Annotated in this window: 18 protein-coding genes; 8 read left to right on the top strand and 10 right to left on the bottom strand. The window is 37.7% G+C overall.

The features are described 5' to 3' along the window. Positions 1-5 precede the first annotated feature (5 nt). Positions 6-716, top strand: a complete 711-nt coding sequence (locus tag H4J65_RS06795; RefSeq protein ID WP_182184378.1) for a DUF6445 family protein — start codon at positions 6-8, stop codon at positions 714-716. A 105-nt stretch (positions 717-821) separates the two neighbouring features. After that, on the top strand, positions 822-1,802 hold the full coding sequence (locus H4J65_RS06790; protein ID WP_182196958.1) for a Gfo/Idh/MocA family protein: 981 nt from the start codon (positions 822-824) through the stop codon (positions 1,800-1,802). A gap of 194 nt (positions 1,803-1,996) precedes the next feature. On the opposite strand, the gene H4J65_RS06785 is transcribed toward H4J65_RS06790, so the two are convergent. The 3 genes from H4J65_RS06785 to H4J65_RS18025 form a co-directional block, all read right to left on the bottom strand. Further along, on the bottom strand, positions 1,997-2,227 hold the full coding sequence (locus H4J65_RS06785; protein WP_182135832.1) for a TIGR02922 family protein: 231 nt from the start codon (positions 2,225-2,227) through the stop codon (positions 1,997-1,999). Positions 2,228-2,847: 620 nt separating this feature from the next. Continuing rightward, complete coding sequence (locus H4J65_RS06780) at positions 2,848-3,567, bottom strand: cytochrome b/b6 domain-containing protein (protein WP_182184376.1); 720 nt, start codon at positions 3,565-3,567, stop codon at positions 2,848-2,850. A gap of 26 nt (positions 3,568-3,593) precedes the next feature. Further along, complete coding sequence (locus H4J65_RS18025; protein ID WP_259363145.1) at positions 3,594-3,986, bottom strand: DUF3240 family protein; 393 nt, start codon at positions 3,984-3,986, stop codon at positions 3,594-3,596. A 159-nt stretch (positions 3,987-4,145) separates the two neighbouring features. Here H4J65_RS18025 and H4J65_RS06770 point away from each other — a divergent pair, with 159 nt between their 5' ends. From H4J65_RS06770 to H4J65_RS06760, 3 genes are all read left to right on the top strand, one after another. Then, the gene (locus H4J65_RS06770; protein WP_182196956.1) at positions 4,146-4,637 is read left to right on the top strand and encodes a LuxR C-terminal-related transcriptional regulator; all 492 of its coding nucleotides are present in this window, start codon (positions 4,146-4,148) and stop codon (positions 4,635-4,637) included. Positions 4,638-5,226: 589 nt separating this feature from the next. After that, the gene (locus H4J65_RS06765) at positions 5,227-6,258 is read left to right on the top strand and encodes a CNNM domain-containing protein (RefSeq protein WP_182135829.1); all 1,032 of its coding nucleotides are present in this window, start codon (positions 5,227-5,229) and stop codon (positions 6,256-6,258) included. Between the two features lie 199 nt (positions 6,259-6,457). Then, positions 6,458-6,994 (top strand): hypothetical protein, encoded by a 537-nt coding sequence (locus tag H4J65_RS06760; RefSeq protein ID WP_182196954.1) that lies wholly within the window; start codon positions 6,458-6,460, stop codon positions 6,992-6,994. A gap of 88 nt (positions 6,995-7,082) precedes the next feature. Here the strand turns inward: H4J65_RS06760 and H4J65_RS06755 are convergent, their stop codons facing one another. Beyond that, a complete protein-coding gene (locus tag H4J65_RS06755; protein ID WP_182196952.1) occupies positions 7,083-8,231 on the bottom strand; it encodes an iron-containing alcohol dehydrogenase in 1,149 nt (382 codons plus the stop codon). 158 nt (positions 8,232-8,389) lie between these two features. Between H4J65_RS06755 and H4J65_RS06750 the strand changes: the two genes are divergently transcribed. Next, entirely contained in the window at positions 8,390-9,286 is an 897-nt protein-coding gene (locus tag H4J65_RS06750) for an AraC family transcriptional regulator (protein ID WP_182135826.1), read from the top strand. A 306-nt stretch (positions 9,287-9,592) separates the two neighbouring features. Here the strand turns inward: H4J65_RS06750 and H4J65_RS06745 are convergent, their stop codons facing one another. The 6 genes from H4J65_RS06745 to H4J65_RS06720 form a co-directional block, all read right to left on the bottom strand. Beyond that, on the bottom strand, positions 9,593-9,934 hold the full coding sequence (locus H4J65_RS06745; protein WP_182135825.1) for a hypothetical protein: 342 nt from the start codon (positions 9,932-9,934) through the stop codon (positions 9,593-9,595). Positions 9,935-10,320: 386 nt separating this feature from the next. Further along, positions 10,321-11,955: a methyl-accepting chemotaxis protein gene (locus H4J65_RS06740; protein ID WP_182135824.1), complete on the bottom strand. Its 1,635-nt coding sequence runs from the start codon at positions 11,953-11,955 to the stop codon at positions 10,321-10,323. A 177-nt stretch (positions 11,956-12,132) separates the two neighbouring features. Continuing rightward, positions 12,133-12,801 (bottom strand): alpha/beta fold hydrolase, encoded by a 669-nt coding sequence (locus tag H4J65_RS06735; RefSeq protein WP_182196949.1) that lies wholly within the window; start codon positions 12,799-12,801, stop codon positions 12,133-12,135. 198 nt (positions 12,802-12,999) lie between these two features. After that, positions 13,000-13,899, bottom strand: a complete 900-nt coding sequence (locus tag H4J65_RS06730; protein ID WP_182196948.1) for an endonuclease/exonuclease/phosphatase family protein — start codon at positions 13,897-13,899, stop codon at positions 13,000-13,002. Between the two features lie 158 nt (positions 13,900-14,057). Next, positions 14,058-14,783, bottom strand: a complete 726-nt coding sequence (locus H4J65_RS06725; protein WP_259367551.1) for a PepSY domain-containing protein — start codon at positions 14,781-14,783, stop codon at positions 14,058-14,060. Continuing rightward, positions 14,780-15,673 (bottom strand): PepSY domain-containing protein, encoded by an 894-nt coding sequence (locus tag H4J65_RS06720; protein ID WP_259367550.1) that lies wholly within the window; start codon positions 15,671-15,673, stop codon positions 14,780-14,782. The genes H4J65_RS06725 and H4J65_RS06720 overlap by 4 nt, the downstream gene beginning before the upstream one ends. Before the next feature lie 345 nt (positions 15,674-16,018). On the opposite strand from H4J65_RS06720, the gene H4J65_RS06715 reads away from it, so the two are divergent. Beyond that, entirely contained in the window at positions 16,019-16,438 is a 420-nt protein-coding gene (locus H4J65_RS06715) for a hypothetical protein (protein WP_182184369.1), read from the top strand. Between the two features lie 1,245 nt (positions 16,439-17,683). Next, the gene (gene ahpC, locus H4J65_RS06710; RefSeq protein WP_182135820.1) at positions 17,684-18,253 is read left to right on the top strand and encodes an alkyl hydroperoxide reductase subunit C; all 570 of its coding nucleotides are present in this window, start codon (positions 17,684-17,686) and stop codon (positions 18,251-18,253) included. Positions 18,254-18,336: the final 83 nt, after the last annotated feature.

Raw genomic sequence — 18,336 nt, 5'->3', positions numbered from 1 at the left:
ATTCGATGTTAGATTTTACACTAAATGATAATCCTAGCTTAACTAAGCTGACGATAGGTAAAGAAAATATACCCTTGTTGATTATTGATGGTTTTGCCAACAAACCTGATGATTTAATTTCCTGCGCGGGTGATGGCTCATTATTTAGAGCCGATCAACAAAACTTCTATCCGGGCAAACGTTTTTTAGCACCAGAAATATATAGTGAACAAATTTGTAAAAAATATTTACCGCTATTTAAATCATATTTTGGTTTTGATACCGCCACTAGTGCTAGAGCATTAATGTCTGCATTTGCTGTTTCAGATAGAGCTCCTGAGCATTTAAAGCCGATACAAATGCTGCCGCATTTTGATACCGCCAATATTAATCAATTGGCGGTAGTGCATTACTTATGTGAGCCAGAACATGGCGGAACTTCTTTTTATCGACACCGGGCCAGTGCATTTGAGCGCATCACCTCAGCGCGTTTAGTCAGTTATGGTCAGCAGCTGAAAAAGGAGGCTATGGCGCATCAGTTACATAAAAACCCCTGCTACGTAAACTCAGATAATAGCCTTTTTGAGCAATTTCATTCAGTGGCTGCCGGTATGAATAGAGCCGTGATCTATCCCAGTATGGCCTTACACTCAGGTGACATTAATCCGATATTAGGTTTGTCTTCAGATCCTAAAATAGGCAGGCTAACTATTGGTAGTTTCATTTATGTTGAATAATTTAAAGAAAGTATTTTCTAGCTGTAGGTCGTTGTGCCATCTCTAGGGCGATTAGACGCATGAGAAAATCCTTTTCCTGTCACTTTTTATATTGAGAAATAGTCAATGAAGTCACTGAAAAATAGAAATATACGTTGGGGAATTATTGGTTTAGGTAATATAGCCAATAAGTTTGCGACAGATTTATTAACCGTGGAAGGTGCTGAACTTTATGCGGTTGCATCAAGAACACAGCAAAAATCTGATGACTTTGCCGAAAAATATCAAGCAATTAAAGCCTACGGTAGCTATGAAGCGTTAGTAAACGATGAAAACATTGATGCTGTTTACATAGCAACGCCACACTCTTTACATCAAGAAAATACCCTGTTGTGTTTAGAGCAGGGCAAGGCGGTATTATGTGAAAAACCTTTTGCTATGAATATCGATGAAGTGAATAGCATGATTGCTGCTGCCACTAAACATAATACTCTGCTGATGGAAGGACTTTGGACCTATTTTCTGCCACATTATAATTTTGTCTTAGCAGAGCTGAGTCGCAAAACTTATGGCAATCTTCTGAAAATTGAAGCTGATTTTGGTTTTGTTAAGGTCTTTAATGAAGAGTCTCGGCTTTTTAACAAATCGTTAGGAGGAGGTAGTCTTTTAGATATTGGCATTTATCCTATTTTTGCTGCACTTTCAACACTTGGCGTGCCAGATACCATAACAGCCAAGGCAAGCTTTTTTGAGAATGGCGCTGACTCTTCCTGCGCTATGGTATTTAATTACCATAATGCCGTAGCAACACTAACGTCAACACTATTAGAGCCTACCCCCAGTGAAGCTATTTTTTATTGCGAGCAAGGCATTATTAAAATTAATAGTGGCTTTCATAGCCCGTCAACGGTGACTTTAATTAAAGATAATAATGAAGAATCGGTATTTTTTGACTGTAAAACCCATGGCTATAATTATCAAATTAGCCATTTTAATGAACTATTACGCCAAGGCAAAAAAGAAAGTCATATCATGACGTTTAATTTTAGTCGCCAGCTGATTACAACCTTAGATAAGGTTAGAGCCGTTATTGATTTGAAATATTGATTTGAAATATTAATTTAACATCTTGAGTTAAATTATTGACACCTAAAACGGTTGCCCAGCTTTTAGTTACTTTGTTAGTCACTTTGTTAGTTACTTTGTTAGTCACTTTGTTAGTTATTTTTTAATAATAAAAGCAGGCATAAACTGATGATTGAAAAATTTAATATGGCTTAGCTGTCGATAAAGCTTAAAGACTAAAAGTTCTCATCTTCGATGCCAAGTGACATAATTCTATCACCGATTTTGTTTATGATAGTTATCTCACCAAGACAGACAGCTAATATAGACTTATCCTGTTTGAACTCCTGTGGGATAATAACCCTGCCAGATTTATTTTTAGGATAGCTTTTAATTTCATGCTTTAATTCTAAGCTGTCTTCTTGGTAATAAATAATAGTGACGGTAGTTAAATTTTCAGTCTCCAATTTGAGCTCCTTTAAAGTAATTATTAGTGGCTAAGATACTTAAACTATCGTCTATTAAACGTAGGTTGTCCAACTATATTAAGATAGTAGCGCTTTGATGTTCTGTTAAAATTTAATCAATAAAATGAGTTAGGCGCACAAAGTGAAACCTCAGTAGTATTTACCTGTGTAGGTTATTAGCGTGATCTGGCCTTTAATTTTAATGCGGGATATAGCGGTTGTAGGTTGTGATATATAAGAATCATGGTGCGCTAAAGAGTCGGGGTTACACTGTCTTTAAACAAAAAATAATACTCGCCTTTACTGAGTACTCTTCTGGCCTAAAGGCGCTATTTTTTATTAATATCCCTCATCTAACATTATATGGTTAGATCAATGTGAGCTTTATTTAGCCTGTTTGTTGAGGAACTTATCGGCTTGCTAATCTTGATGGCGCGATTTTTATAAAGTGTATTTCCAGACCTATTTTCACACACTATTTTCACTTTCTATATTGGTGATGTGGATTAAAATTTTTCATTCAAACAGCCGTTCAACACCACCTGCTAGGGTGGTGTCTAGGATTATTGTCAGTATTTTTTCGTTTTTAATTATTTTTAGTTTTTAATAAAAATTAAGCTTTAATGCTCATCAGTCTTATGCTTGGGTAGGTATTTATAACCATTGAACATGGCAGAAACAAGGGCGCTTTTTTCCCGTCTTTCAGCAATAATCACCCCAATAATATGCAGTGGAATAAGCAATAGCAGACAGTAAAAAGCATAAACATGAGCGGTAATAAAAGGTTTTCGAAAATCTCTCATCACTTGATAAGCCGCTGCATCAATGTTTTCTTTTGAATAAGGTCTTATCGCCGCTATATTGTCTTTATTGATGGCAATACTTTCAGCAAAATATTGACCAAAGGGTGGGTAGTAAATGTCGGTGCCGGCGATAACAAGACCTGAGATCATTTGCACTGTCATGGCGGATAACAGTGCTAGTATCATCAATTTACCTGCAGGGCTATGGCCTTTGTAAGCTAACTTTTTACCTTGTGTAAATGCAACTAATTCAGCTTTAAAGCCTTTTTTAAAAGGCAGGATTTTATGCCACCGCTCATAACCTTTACCAACAAAAGCTATGATTAATCTAAAAATTAAGTTACTCGCAAAAACATATCCCACCAACACATGTATGGTTTTTAATAATACTTTACCTTCGGTACTCAGGCCCAATGTTTTGCCATTTAATATAACTGTGCCTATCGCAATGAGTAATAAAATTGCGATGACATTTATCCAATGAAAAAGCCTGACTTTACGACTCCAGACGAAAACTTGTTGCCTATTAATATTCATATTATTTCTCTTTTATTGCTGTGGAGTTAAAAGTGGCCAGATTGTAAAACAGGAGTGATCCAGTATTTTAACTTGGTGGGTTGGCAAATTGGCTTAAGTATATCTTTAAGTTTTTCTATGTCTTTAAAAAATAGCAGAACTTCAAATTGATAAAACGCTCGATAGCCTTCAACACTAGCAATAGTGTCACCAGGTTTGTAGCTTACCTCGCCAATTAAATGCTGGCCTACCATAAAGTTTGCTTTTTTAACGGTGGAAAATTTCAGCTCAAAAGCGCCAAGCGAAGACAGGTCAACGACTTGGCTTTTTTCAAAGGCAAATGCTGACGATATTTGAAATAGCACCATAAAGCATAAATAAAATAGCGTATATTTGCAGCTAAGTATCTGAGGTATTTCTTTCACCAGTAATAACGACATACAATAAATTCACAGGTAATTAAACGTTGTAAGGTAATTATTACTGTTATTATATCAAGGGTCATTAGACATAGGTCGAACCTTACTTAATTTAGGTTTATTCTTCGTGATGGTACATTTGTCTATTGTATATTTAACTAATTGATATAAAGAGGTTTTATGAAGGATAAAGTGATAGTGTTAATTTTAGTTATAATAATGCTATTAAATTTTTTTGACGTGATCACTGATATTTCTTTAGGTGTACCTATGTGGCATGTTTTCTCAGAAAGTCTTATTGTGATAGTTTCTGGTTTTGGTGCGCTGCTTTTAGTTAAAGACATACGTTCTCGCACATTAAATACCGTTAGGCTAAAACAAGAGTTAGTCGTTTCAGATGATAAATTGAGAAATATTTCTCAAGAAATGAAAAATGCTCGTCATGCCTACAGTCATGTTATTCATGGCCAGTTTGAACAATGGCACTTAACACTTAGTGAGCAAGAAATTGCCATGTTGCTGCTTAAAGGACTCAGCTTCAAAGAAATAAGCAGTGTTAGAAATACCAAAGACAAAACGGTTCGCCAGCAAGCCTCTGTGATATATAGCAAAGCCAATGTAGAAGGGCGGCATGAGTTTGCAGCTTGGTTTTTAGAAGATTTTATGGCGTAAATAAAGCGCTCTTATTTTACTTTAGTTTTAGTTTTAATAAGTATGACTCAGCGACTTTAATACTCAAAACTTTTAATGATACAGCGCAATATATTGCGGTAATGCCATGCAGTACAAGTGATAAAACTTTATTACTGGTACTTTAAATCATGATTGACTCGCTTGATAAACCTTGATGAAGCCATGAAGTAAGCCTTAACAGTTTTAAGACTAAATGTGTTGAAGGTTTCTGGCGCTTTGTTTTTAATGACAACAATTTTTAATGACACACTTTTCAATGGCAACACAATGTGGTTATTTTTAGCCGCCTTGTTGGCGAATAAGTTTACATAAAGTTTAGCTGTTTGCTGTAAATTTTTAATATGCTTTCAAAAAAATGTACTATTTATATTTGTGCAAAATTAATACAGCGAGTTACCGTCAAAAAATTAAAATCTATCCTGGCAATAAATTTGTCACTGCTTTGTTTAATTAATCACCTCAATCCCTACTAATACCATTAAGCTAAGCACTCAAACCAAGTGCTTTGCCTACATTGTGATATGCTATTTAGCAGTGAAATTTAATATTATAGATTTGGAATGACTAAGTGACTTTACTGTTTATTTATTTGGCAATTGCGATTGGGGTGTCATTTATATGCTCAATACTTGAGGCGGTATTATTATCGATAACGCCAAGTTTTGTTGAGCAAATGCAAACAAAAAAACCTAAGCATGGACTGGTGCTAGCAAAAGTTAAAACGCATTTAGAAGAGTCACTTGCCAGTATATTAATTCTTAATACCTTTGCACATACCATGGGGGCGGCAGGTGTTGGCGCACAGGCTATCGGTATATTTGGTGAAAAGTGGGAAACCATGATTGCTGTGCTGTTAACACTGGTGATTTTGTATTTTTCAGAAATTATTCCTAAAACCTTAGGAGCAACATTCTGGCGCAGTTTGGCCATACCTTCTGCCTTTGTTATCACTTGGTTGGTGAGAATTGTTTATCCATTGGTTTGGCTCTCAACTCGGTTAACGCACTCATTCAAGCGGGGTAAAGCCAATGAAATTACTCGGGAAGAAATTATAGCCCTAGCATCATTAAGCTACAAAGATGGCAGTCTGTTCTCGCAAGAAAACGAATATTTATCAAATATATTAAATTTGCGAGAATTACACACTGGCGATGTATTTACGCCACGCACGGTAGTGCACATGTTACATCAAGACATAACCGTCACGGCGGCGCTAAATCATGAACAAACTCGGCAATTCTCCCGCATACCGGTTTACGGTAAAACCATTGATGATATCACCGGTAAAGTGATTAAAGGGGATTTGTATGAAGCTGAACGTAACGGGCATGGTGATGAGCCGATTAGTAATTTTGTGATTAAGTTAGCCGCGGTATCTGAAAAGTTACCGGTTCAGCAGTTGTTAGATATGTTTATTAAAAATCATATACATATCTACTCAGTTGAAGATGAGTACGGTCAAACCTCAGGGGTTGTTACTTTAGAGGATGCTATTGAAACCTTGCTTGGTCGTGAAATTGTTGATGAAAGCGATACGGTAACTGATATGCAAGCACTGGCGCGCGATAAATATCGTGAGCGATTAAGAGGACTTAAGTAGTATATTATTGTGTAATGGTACTACACTTTGTTGAGTTCATCGGTTAATCAGACCATAAAGTCTATGATTATTTCCACCCGTTTATTGGCACTTTTCGACTATTTTTGCTATTAAATGTCATCTGCTTATTGGTTTATGCTGTGAACCAAAATAAAAGCGCTGACGTATTGTTTTTTAACAGATTAAGCAGGAGCATAACATGCGAATAATAAGCTATTTTTTGGTGCTATTGTTGCTAACAGCTTGTAGCACACAATATCCAAATAAAAATATTACCGGAGAAATATTTCCAACCGTAGAAGGTCAAACCTTAGAAAAAAAATCATTCACCATTCCAAGTGATTTTACTGACGACGTAACCTTACTTTTGATTGGTTATGTGCAAAATTCACAGTTTGATATTGATCGTTGGTTAATTGCTTTAGATGTAACCGATACCCAGGTAAAAGTTTATGAAGTACCTACTATTCAAGGCTTATTTCCACAAATGTTTAGTACCTTTATTGATAATGGTATGCGATCTGGCATTCCAAAACCTCTATGGCAAGGGGTAGTGACGATTTATGACGATGGTGAACAAGTTCAGGCTTTTACCGGTAATGAAAATATTTCTAATGCCCGTGTGGTGCTGCTAAATAATAAAGGCAAAATATTATACTTTTATGATCAAGGTTTTGCGGTAGACGCGCTAAACGAGATCAGAGGTGTGTTATCAAATCAGCCGTTAAGTAAATAGCGGCAATACTAAGCGAGTACTGAAAATACTACTCGCTTAGTTTTTTATTGAGCGTTACTCATTTTACAGACTATTAGCTTACAGACTGTTATTTAATCGCTAACTGCAATATTTCACGACTTTGCGTTAAGGTAATGGCTTGGTGTTCACCTAGCGCTGTCATCTTGTGTGCTTCAAGCTGTGCAATGATCTTATCAATTGCGCTAGCTTTATCATCGCCGTGTTCAGTTAATTGTGTAGCAACATTTAAGCTATGGTAGAAGGCTTCAATAGCAACAATTGTGCGTTCAGCTAAATCATCACCTGCCGCTAAGGCAAAAACATTATGACCTAGCTGTTCTAACTTAGCTTTTTTAACCGTCAGTTGGTTGCGCAATAATGAGGGTTGTACAATCGCTAGCGAGCGTGCGTGATCAACGCCGTAAAGTGCGGTCATTTCATGGCCAATCATATGTGTTGCCCAGTCTTGTGGTACACCGGCACCAATCAAACCATTAAGCGCTTGATTTGCTGTCCACATGAGATTTTCACGCCATTGTAGTGTTGTATGTTGGTCGTATTGCTTAGCCAAAGTTAGCAAGTTTTTAAGTAAGGCTTCTGCGTAACCGTCTTGTACCATAGCACCCGTAGGCATAGTTAAATATTGCTCACAGGTATGTACCCAAGCATCAACCAAACCATTAATTAATTGACGTTCTGGTAATGTTTTCATCGCATCGGCATCAAGCACGGCAAACTTTGGTTGCACGGCTGGCGAGGAGAATGGCAGTTTATCTTGAGTTGCTGCGCGGGTAATAACGGAACCCGAATTAGACTCTGAGCCGGTAGCAGGTAAGGTCAGTACAGCGCCAATGGCAATAGCTTTAGTAACGGTATGCTTACCTAATAGAATGTCCCAGCCTGCACCGTCATAACATGCAGCAGCAGCAACATATTTCGCACCATCGATCACTGAACCGCCACCAACCGCGAGTATAAAATCAACTTTTTCCGCTTTAACTAGGGCAACAGCCTTATCTAAATTCTCCATCGTTGGATTAGGCTCAACACCTGAAAACTCTATCCAAGTATGCTGGCTTAAGGCATTTTGTACTTGCTGATAAACACCATTTTTTTTGATTGAGCCACCACCGTAAATAACGAGCACTTTGCTAGTGCTTGGAATAGCGTCAGTTACACTGGCAATTTTACCTTGGCCAAAATGGATCTGAGTTGGGTTAACGTATGAAAATTCCATGGGATACCTCATTTAATATTTATCGAATAAAAAGCATAGCAGCTTATGTTGAGTTGCATATTACTGTAATAAATGTTGTGTAAATAGACGTTTTTATCGATAATCATTGCCTATTTGTATAAATGTGATGAGAAACATGTTTATTGTTTGAGTGAGTTATGAAAAATTTAGCACAACTAATGCAGTCTTTTGCGCATTTAAAATCATTGAATACATTGAATGGCAGCTATCAAACGCTGATTCCGGGTGTAAAATTTTATCGTGCTAGTGCCGGTAGTGATCGAGAGCCATTACTTTATCAGTCAGGCATTATTGTCATCGGGCAAGGGCGTAAAAATATTTATGTTGCAGAGAATTGTGTGCAATATGGCTCAGGTGACTATTTAGTGTTAGGTGTGCCAATGCCATTGGAATGTGAGGCGTTTTCTGATCATGGCTTGCCTATTTTAGGGTTAATTATTGATGTTGACTCGCATATATTACATAAACTAGTTAACCAAATTAATGAACAAAATACGTTAGGTAATCTAGCAACACCGAGTCATAAAACGCCATTAGATTTTGGTGTTAAATCAAATAGTTTAGATGATAATTTCAATAGTGTGATTACGCGATTAATCAAAGTGCTACACGAAGATGTTGAAGCAAAAATTCTTGGGCCAGCGATTGTTGAAGAAATTGTCTACCGAGCCTTGGTGGGTGATAATGGCCACATATTATTTGATTTAGCTCGTCATGATGGTCATTATGCTAGGATTGCTCGTGTGCTTGATACGCTGCACACAGAATATGCCGAGGTAATATCGGTTGAGCATTTGGCTAATCAAGCACATATGAGCGTTTCAGGTTTTCATCGCGCTTTTCGACAAGTTACCAGTGAAACACCCTTACAATATTTAAAAAAAATACGTTTAAACAAAGCCAAAGATCTGATTGTAACAGAAGGTAAACAGGCAACAGAGGCGGCAATGTTGGTGGGGTATACTAGCCCTTCACAATTTAGCCGCGAATTTAAGCGCCATTTTAACGCCACACCCAGAACCATAGAGAGTTGACTGTTGCTTAGCTATTTTAAAGGTTAATGATTGCCATCTCAGGTGAAATTAACTTGGCGGTTCATATTTGCCCCATGACAGTAATCGCCCGCTTAACAGCTGACGGACTAAAGTCCGACCTACATAAAAAATGGCCTACATAAACAATTACCCAAGGCTAGATTGATACCCGTAAGCACAGTGTAGGTGTACTTCAGTCAATCAAGTTAACTGGAATTTAACTGTTATCAGCACAAACGCCGAGCGATAAAAACTATACCTATGAATATCGCATCAACAATAAGGCTAACGCGCTATTTTTCGTGGTTATTTATAGGTAAAGGTAACTTTATCCATTTCAGCCACTAAGCCCTGCTGTGAGGGTATGAAAGTCACTCTTTGAGTTTTGGCAATGGCGTTACTGAGCATAATCTCTACATCACCTTCCATCACAGTTTTACCTTTTTGAAAAGAAGCACGACTTGATTTAGTCGACAAGTTGCCATGGGCAAAAGCAATTCTGACATTGCCGCTATAGGTATGGCGTTTGCTGTTTTCTGAAATCACTTGTTTTATAGCCGTGATTTCCATTTCGTTTGCCGACGTAAAACTCGATATCGCACTTAATACCACAACAGTTGATCGCGTTAATTTTTTCAATAATATCATCTTGATTCCCTCACCTAGATTTATTAAATACTGCTTTGGTAGGGGGTGTTAATTTTTCATATTTCTTTTTTTGCATTCAATACAGCTTGATCGCGGTGCAAGGTATCTAGCAACCTGTGCTATGTAAATTCCTCACAGCAAAGAGCAAGTGATATTGAAGGCAATCAGTAGCACTGTTAGTCCTTTTCTTCATCATCAGATGTTTGACTAAAATAACGGCTAAGTATATGCACTGTCCTATGATCAAAAGCGAATAATCACGGGTAAAAATCATCAAAAAGTTTAACAAACCCTCAAAGTTACCATACTAAACTTTTATCTGATTGGCATCGTTAATTTGAAACTTTCATAATTATTTCACAATAGCACTGAGGTGTTGCTTAACATTATTGTGCTTTAAAGCCGATACGAAAGCCGCCCCAGTGTTGGCCGTTGACGATAATTGGCGCAGAAACATCATGCATAACTTCACCTGTATCACGCTTGTATGTTTGCAGAAGAAATTTATGCCTGTGCTGGCCACATCGAATGCCTGTGCTATCGTCAAATATTCGCTTAGTGCGATTATTAATGCTGTCAGTGGCGATGTTACCGGTTAGCGGTTGCGAATAACGTTGGTTATGAGTAGGAAAGTAACCGTTGATATCGACGGCGCCAGCAAAGACAACTTCAAGGTTTTCTTTTAAAATAGGCTCTTGAATAGCCGGTAAGAATTTATCGGTAAAGTCATCGAAAGTGCTGTGATATTTTTGCGGATTAGTATTGGCAATCTTACTATAACTAAAGTTAAAAAGAGCTTGTTGGCTAATTTCATTGCGTGAAATTTTATCACTGAACATAGTGGCTACTTGTTGTGCGGCAAGCTGTGCTTGCCAACAAATTTTTTCCACTAAAGAGCCAGTGTTGAATTCAGCCAAATCGATGAATATTGACTCGGTACTTTCGCATAGCGCTTTTGCTTTATCTGAAACTATATGGGTTTCTTTACTTTTTTCGAGCAAAAAGTCATGCAAATTTGTGATCGCCATGGAAATTTCATCACTGGTGGCATTGTGTTCTTCTAGTGCGTTACTGATGAGGTTGCTGGCATCAGACGACTCAGTCATTTTTTGATTGATATCACTTAATGAAATAGCGAGTGAACCCATACTGCTAACAATATTATGGCTTTGCTGAACAACTTGCGCCATAACCTCAGTGGTTTGTAACGTTTCCTCATTGATCTGGGTGAGCATGCTACCAATTTGATCTGTGGCCTCAGCTGTCTTCGATGCTAATGCTCTGACTTCATCAGCCACAACCGCAAAGCCTCGACCTTGTTCGCCAGCACGCGCAGCTTCTATTGCCGCATTTAATGCCAAGAGGTTGGTTTGGCGTGAAATTCCATCGATAACATTAGTGATATTTTGAATTTTAGTGGCTTTTTGCGAGAGCGATTTTATTTTTTCAGCGGCATTGATCACATCACTATTGAGTTGCTCAATCACCTCGACATTGTCATTTAGCTGCTGTGAGCCGGCGGACGTTGCTGTCATGGCTTGGCTAGATTGTTGCGATGCTATTGCAGCATTGTCATTCATCACCTTAATACTAATAGACATTTGCTCCGCAGCACTGGCCAGCCGATCAACATCTTCACTCGATAATTCAATAGCACTACTGAGCTTTTCAAGGAAAAAACTGACTTCTGCAGAGTTAATAGCTAACTCGCTGGCTTTATCGTCAATATTTTTTCCTGCTATGCTGGTTTTACTCGCCTGATTGCAGAGAATATCCTGCAAAGATTGGTTGGTTGAAATATCAAGCTTTAAAGCGTGAAGCAATAACTGACGCTGATTTTGTTGATTTTTCTTAATTACAAAGTTGATACTGACGAAAAAAATAACAAGGCTTGCTATAAATATAGATGATACATACCAAGTTATACTGGTTGTTATCTGTGCTAAGACAATTAATAGCAATGCTATTAAAGTGGCCGCAAGTAAAGCTAGTGAGACTGCAATCTGACGATTTGTTGACATGACTTATTACCGCGTGGTTATTTAACCAATTTATTTTTGTAATTTACCGTAGTCAACGTGGATGGGATTGTCAATCAGACTTTAGTCTTTATTGAGATGGTTTATGCTCGCAGGCAGTCAGATATTATTTTTAGTTATCAGGGCTTAAACAATATCGTCAGTACTATTATCGTTATATTAGCGGTTAAATTTACCTTGTTTGAGGTAACTAATGACTTGCGCGATAACCGCGTCATTTCGCATCATAAAGACATGAGAGGTTGGTATTTCAATATGATCATTCATGCCATCAATTTTAGTACTTTCGACCGAGACTTTACCGTCATCAGCATCAGGAATGAGGGTCGATAACAGCAAGTTTATGCTTTGGGTGCCCGCAATAATGCCGACATCAAAATTAGCCTTGCCTAATTGGTTAGGCACACTTAATGCGCCAGTACCTAATTGCATGCCTGCATCACCATTTACTAAGTGAAAACCGGGTAAATTACCCAGTTTGTCAACAATTTCAGTCCCTTTGTTTGGTGGCCCAAGCATAACCACTTTATTGAGGTTTTTAATACTATGGTGACTGAGAAATTGCCGTACTAAAATGCCACCCATTGAATGGGTTACAAAGCTGACCGGCATGTTGTGGCATTGTGCTAACGCATCTGAAATGGTTTGTTCTGCCAACTGTTCAATAGAGTAAGCACGTGAAGGATAGTCAATATTTAACACTTGGTAACCTTGCTCGGTTAAGCGTTGTGCCATTTTGTCCATTGAATGTGCTGAGCGCGCTAAACCGTGCAATAAAATGACGTATTCTTTCGTTGCACTCTGAATATTATTCTGGATATCATTCATGGTTAATTTCACCGTTTAGCCTAAACGTTGCTGCTTACATTGTCACTAGCGCAGGCATGGGTTGTTGCGACAACTTTTGAAACCATGTCTGCTTAGCACAATGACTGACAAGATTAATAGCCAGACTATAATACGTTATAAAAATACCACCCAGCATTAATGCTTAATGAATGCTAATGCTGGGTGGTTAACAAGCGCTTACAGTGCCAACTTTATTGAAATAGGGCAGTGATCACTTAGTTTTTGACTAAGCTCTCGGGTGTATTTTGGCTCAAAGACTAATTGCTCAAATGAGTTTTCAACATAATGTGCTTTTGCTTTGGGATCAAAAATTATATGGTCGATATAGTCTTTGTAATACCCGCCCCAGCATTGTGATTCTGCTGTAATAGTAGGCGCCCAAAGTGCTTCGCCACCTTCATCATTAATGGTTTGCCACAAGCCTTGTACTTCAGTGTAATTTAACGCTATGTCTTTAACAAAGCGACGGTTAAAGTCACCGAGTAATATAAAGGGAATACCTTCTTCAGCGCGGGCATCAACCCAAGCTTCTAATGGCTTGGCTTGCTTGGCAAGTTCTGCACAGGCAATTTTTGCATATTGTTCTTTTTCATTACTATTGGGCATTTTAGCAATGCTGGCTTGATCAAGTGCGTTATCGAAACAGCCTGATTTCATGTGCACAGCTAATAAGCGCACGCTCTTACCATTTTTTGTTAGGGTAACGTCCATGCCTCGGCGCGCAAGGCCTTGGTCAAGTTCACGGTATTCGACCGCACTGGCTTTATAGCCGCTGCTTTTTCTTACCGCGACACCAACACGCTGCACCCAGTCTTTTGTGGTGAAAAAATAGTCATAGTCGTCACCAAAAACTTTTTGTGCCCATTTTGCGCTTTCAACTTCTTGTAAGGCAATGACATCGGCATCTAATTCGCGTGCATAGCGCGCTAACTTTTGGTAATCGGAGTCTTTGCGTTGGTTATATTCATGAGAACCCAACCAGGCAATATTCCAAGAAGCGACTTTTAAGGTTTCTGCAAAAGTTGTGGTGCTTAAAAACGTAAGTGCGATGCTAAGCAGGCCAATTAATTTTTTCATTAGGTTATTCTACAATATACATGGGCAGCTATAGTAACCGCTGGCAGAGCAAATTAAAATAAAGTGTTTAGCTTTGTACTATTACTATCATCAATATGAGGAGCAGAACTATGGCTATAAATATGGCTATAAATATGGCTAGCACTATGGCGATGGAGCTAAAGCTGCTTTAAGCGGTATTGACCTTTTCGCAGCATATGTAATGTCCATATCAAACCAGAAAGCGTGAGCCATAAGGTGATAAAAGCAAATAATATCATTTGAATTGTGTTGAAGCTGCCGGCACTGCCGTAATCCATAAAGTGCAACATAAAGAAAAAATCGGCAAAGCGTTTATCACTATTACTATGGCCCACTAAACGACCCGAGCCTTGTTCAACATAAACACTGGTGGCTAAGTCATCAGCAAAATTAATTTGCCAACTGGGATTTTTATGTTTGAGAAAATCGGCAATTGGCGGCGTTATTAACGCGACAGATTTAATATTACCTGGGCCATTATAAGTCGCTTTGGCAATCGCTTTGGCGAATGGTTCATCCACCAAGGTTAGCTCACCGGTAATAGCATTAACGATATGGTAGCTGTTGGCAAAGTGGCGATATAAGCCTTGCTGTTGAGTTAGCAGGTAATAAGGCTGCGAGAGAATACTGACTTGGTTGAGTTCAAGCGTAGCCGGGTATAATTTTAGTATGCTTTTAACGGGTAACAGTGCTTGGTTTGCCAAAGTTGGCTGCTCGGCCATGGCCGTTTGACGATAAGCATTACCGCGGGCTTTTTTGTGATCAATGACATTGAAGACTAAGCCACTGGTTAGCCAAATAAGTAGTTGCAGACCGATGAGTAATGAGGCCCATTTATGAATTTTTCTTATCCAAAGCATCATGACTTATCTCCAAAAGGTAAGCGGTTATCTTGTTGCGCTTTTTTAGCCCTATCGCGGCTTTTTCTACGTGAGATTATTATCGGTTTGATCACTTTGAAATAAGTCAGTACTAAACCACTAAAGGCAGCAAAAAATCCCAATGAAGCAATAAAAAACAGCAACCAATTACTGACATCTTCGTCGTCGCCATAATCCATGATATGCAAGCGAAACATCCAATCAAACAAATACCAAAGTTGATGACGTTTGCTAACAACTTTACCGTTACTCACTGAGATATAAAGCGACGGTGAGGCGAAGTTGTCAAAATTAACCTGCCATACGGGTAAGTGTCGAGCACTTAAGCCAAAGTGTGGATTTGCGGTTATTAGCTCGGCATTAAGTACTTTGCCATCACCAGAATAAAGGTATTTTGCTATGGTAATTGCCATGTTTTTATTTAATGGCGATACCTGTTCGCCGCTCTGTGCATCAATTATAAATGCTTGTTTAGCTATGTTAAAGCGATAGACTTCACGGTTCACTAGCAGGCCAACACTTAAGTTTTTAGCCCGTGGATATTGTTGAAATAAGGTTGACGATGAGTATGTTAAGTTCTCTGATTTTATTTTATTTTGATGGTTGATAATTAAGCTATCACCGTGAATATAATCAAGATCAAAAAAGACCATATAAGCACCCGTAACAGACCAAATAACAAATTGTGCACCAATAAATAACATCAACCATTTATGCAGCTTATGGCTGAGGTTAAAGAGTTTTAAAGGCTTTTTTCTTATTGTTCTAGCTTTAGTCAATGTTGTTTTAATTAGGTTATTCTCCACAATAGCTATTCTGCTGGCAGTAGTTAAGGGTGTGAGTGTTACCGCGTTAACGAATCCACCCATCATGGGTGCAGCAGTGCGATTGATGACTTTTGATCATACGCTGTGACCTTATAATATCGATAAAAGTGCAACAATAGCAACTGAATAACGATGAGATAGAAAGGTCTGTCTTTGTTTTTTAATGGCGTGGAGCTTAGTATTTAGTCTGCTCACTATTGAACTTAATCCTAGTGAACTTAATCGCGCGATTGTTATGGACGGATATGAAGATAAATGCACAGAGATGCAAAAAATAATTTAGTCAGTTAGCTATGGTATAATAACATAGGCAAAACCATCAAATGATATAGCTGTGGTGAGCGCTCATTATTTACCGATAAACTACTTATTAAAAAGGCGTCAACCATCATGGATATTATGACTGAAACCTTGCCAATTTCTATTCAGGTGAGTGATGACCTAGTGGCCGAAATAAAAAATATTGCCGCCATTAGTAATAAACTCGAAGCGCAGTTAAATTTTCATACCATGACGGCGAATTGGTATGGCGATGAAGCAGATATTTTACAGATCAATTTTTATCTTGTCGCGATTAACGAATTTGGCAATGTAGCAAAACAAGCACCGAATGTTGAAGTAGAAACGTTTGCAGATGACGTTTTGTTGCTGAGCTCAAGCAACAAGTTAATAGATTGTCATGTTGCTATTACAGCAGCGGAATCTGAATTAATACGCCAACAGCCGAAACTATTGTCGGGCTACCTTGCTAAAAAACTGTCCAAGATACTTAATTTAATTGCTGATAGGCAGCAACTTACACAGATATAAAATTGTTTTTTATTTGGATTAAGTTATTTTAATTAAATAAAATCAAGGTGTTGTGAGATGATTTATTATTGATGAAATTTATTTGTCAATAAAGTTGAACTAAGCATTATAAAGTTACTCTTACTTAGCAAGAGATTCTCCCCTCGGTTTTGTTTTTATTAGTGTTTTTATATTTTTATACGCTCCTCAATTGAGGGGCGTTTTTTTTGCCTATATTTTGGCGGATGACTTATTAGTTATTGAAAGTGTTCAAGGAGCAAAGCGATTAATTTTTGTTCTTTGAGTAGTGAATCATTTATTTTCACCAAATCTTCGTTGAGGGATTTAGGTTTATTTTTATTTAAATTGAACTAACCATAATAATAGCACTCTTACTTAACAAGAGATTTCCCCCTCGGTTTTGTTTTTATTAGTGTTTTTATATTTTTATACGCTCCTCAATTGAGGAGCGTTTTTTTTGCCTATATTTTGGCGGATGACTTATTAGTTATTGAAAGTGTTCAAGGAGCAAAGCGATTAATTTTTGTTCTTTGAGTAGTGAATCATTTATTTTCACCAAATCTTCGTTGAAGGATTTAGGTTTATTTTTATATAAATTGAACTAACCGTAATAATAGCACTCTTACTTAACAAGAGATTTCCCCCTCGGTTTTGTTTTTATTAGTGTTTTTATATTTTTATACGCTCCTCAATTGAGGGGCGTTTTTTTTGCCTATATTTTGGCGGATGAATTATTTGTTATTGAAAGTGATAAAGGAGCAAAGCGATTAGTTTTTGTTCCATGAGTAGTAAATCATTTATTTTCACCAAATCTTCGTTGAGGGATTTAGGTTTATTTTTACATAAATTGAACTAACCAGGGTAATGGCACTCTTACTTAGCAAGAGACTCTCCCCTCGGTTTTGTTTTTATTAGTGTTTTATATTTTTATACGCTCCTCAATTGAGGGGCGTTTTTTTTGTCTTTTTTTTGCTTTGATCATAGCTAAAGAAATTAAGCTGATATTAATATGCAATCTTATTTTTCATATAACTTCCTGTAACATTGAAATTTTAGTCATCTATAAAATAAAGTTAAACAGTCACAGCAACAATGTCCTCTCTTTCTACATTTAATTCTACAGTACACCCATAGCTTTTGCCTATCGATATAATAAATTCAAACGATTGTTCCTATTTTAAATGCCGGCGTATCATTGTCCCAACTTAACAAGTACTCATATTTTTAAAACAAGTGGAGATAAACATGTATAAATCAATTATCAATTCAACCATCCAACCATTTAACGCAACAGCATTTAGTAAAGGCGAATTTGTCGAGGTTTCAGAAGCTGATGTTGCAGGAAAATGGGCAGTATTTTTCTTTTACCCTGCTGACTTTACCTTTGTTTGTCCAACAGAGTTAGGCGATATGGCTGACCATTATGCACAACTACAAGAAATGGGCGTTGAAGTTTACTCAGTATCAACCGACACACATTTTACCCATAAAGCTTGGCACGGTAGTTCAGACACTATTGGCAAAATTACCTACCCAATGATTGGTGACCCAACAGGCAAAATTACGCGCAACTTCGGTGTCATGATTGAAGACGACGGCCTAGCATTACGTGGCACGTTTGTAATCAACCCTGAAGGCGAAATTAAAATTGCTGAGATACATGATCTAGGTATAGGTCGTTCAGCAAAAGAGCTAGTGCGCAAAATTCAAGCGGCACAATATGTAGCTGAACATGACGGTGAAGTATGTCCAGCAGCATGGCAGCCAGGTGCAGAAACATTAACACCATCATTAGATTTAGTTGGCAAAATCTAAATAAAGTAAAAAACTACCGCGATACTTTTAAAATATCGCGGTATTTACCAAGCCAATTCAGCATGACCTAAAAATCATCCTAT

This window comes from Colwellia sp. MB02u-9 (assembly GCF_014077085.1).
Classification (GTDB): Bacteria; Pseudomonadota; Gammaproteobacteria; order Enterobacterales; family Alteromonadaceae; genus Cognaticolwellia.
Note: the sequence above shows the minus strand (reverse complement) of the source record. Positions and strands in the feature narration are given on the sequence as shown.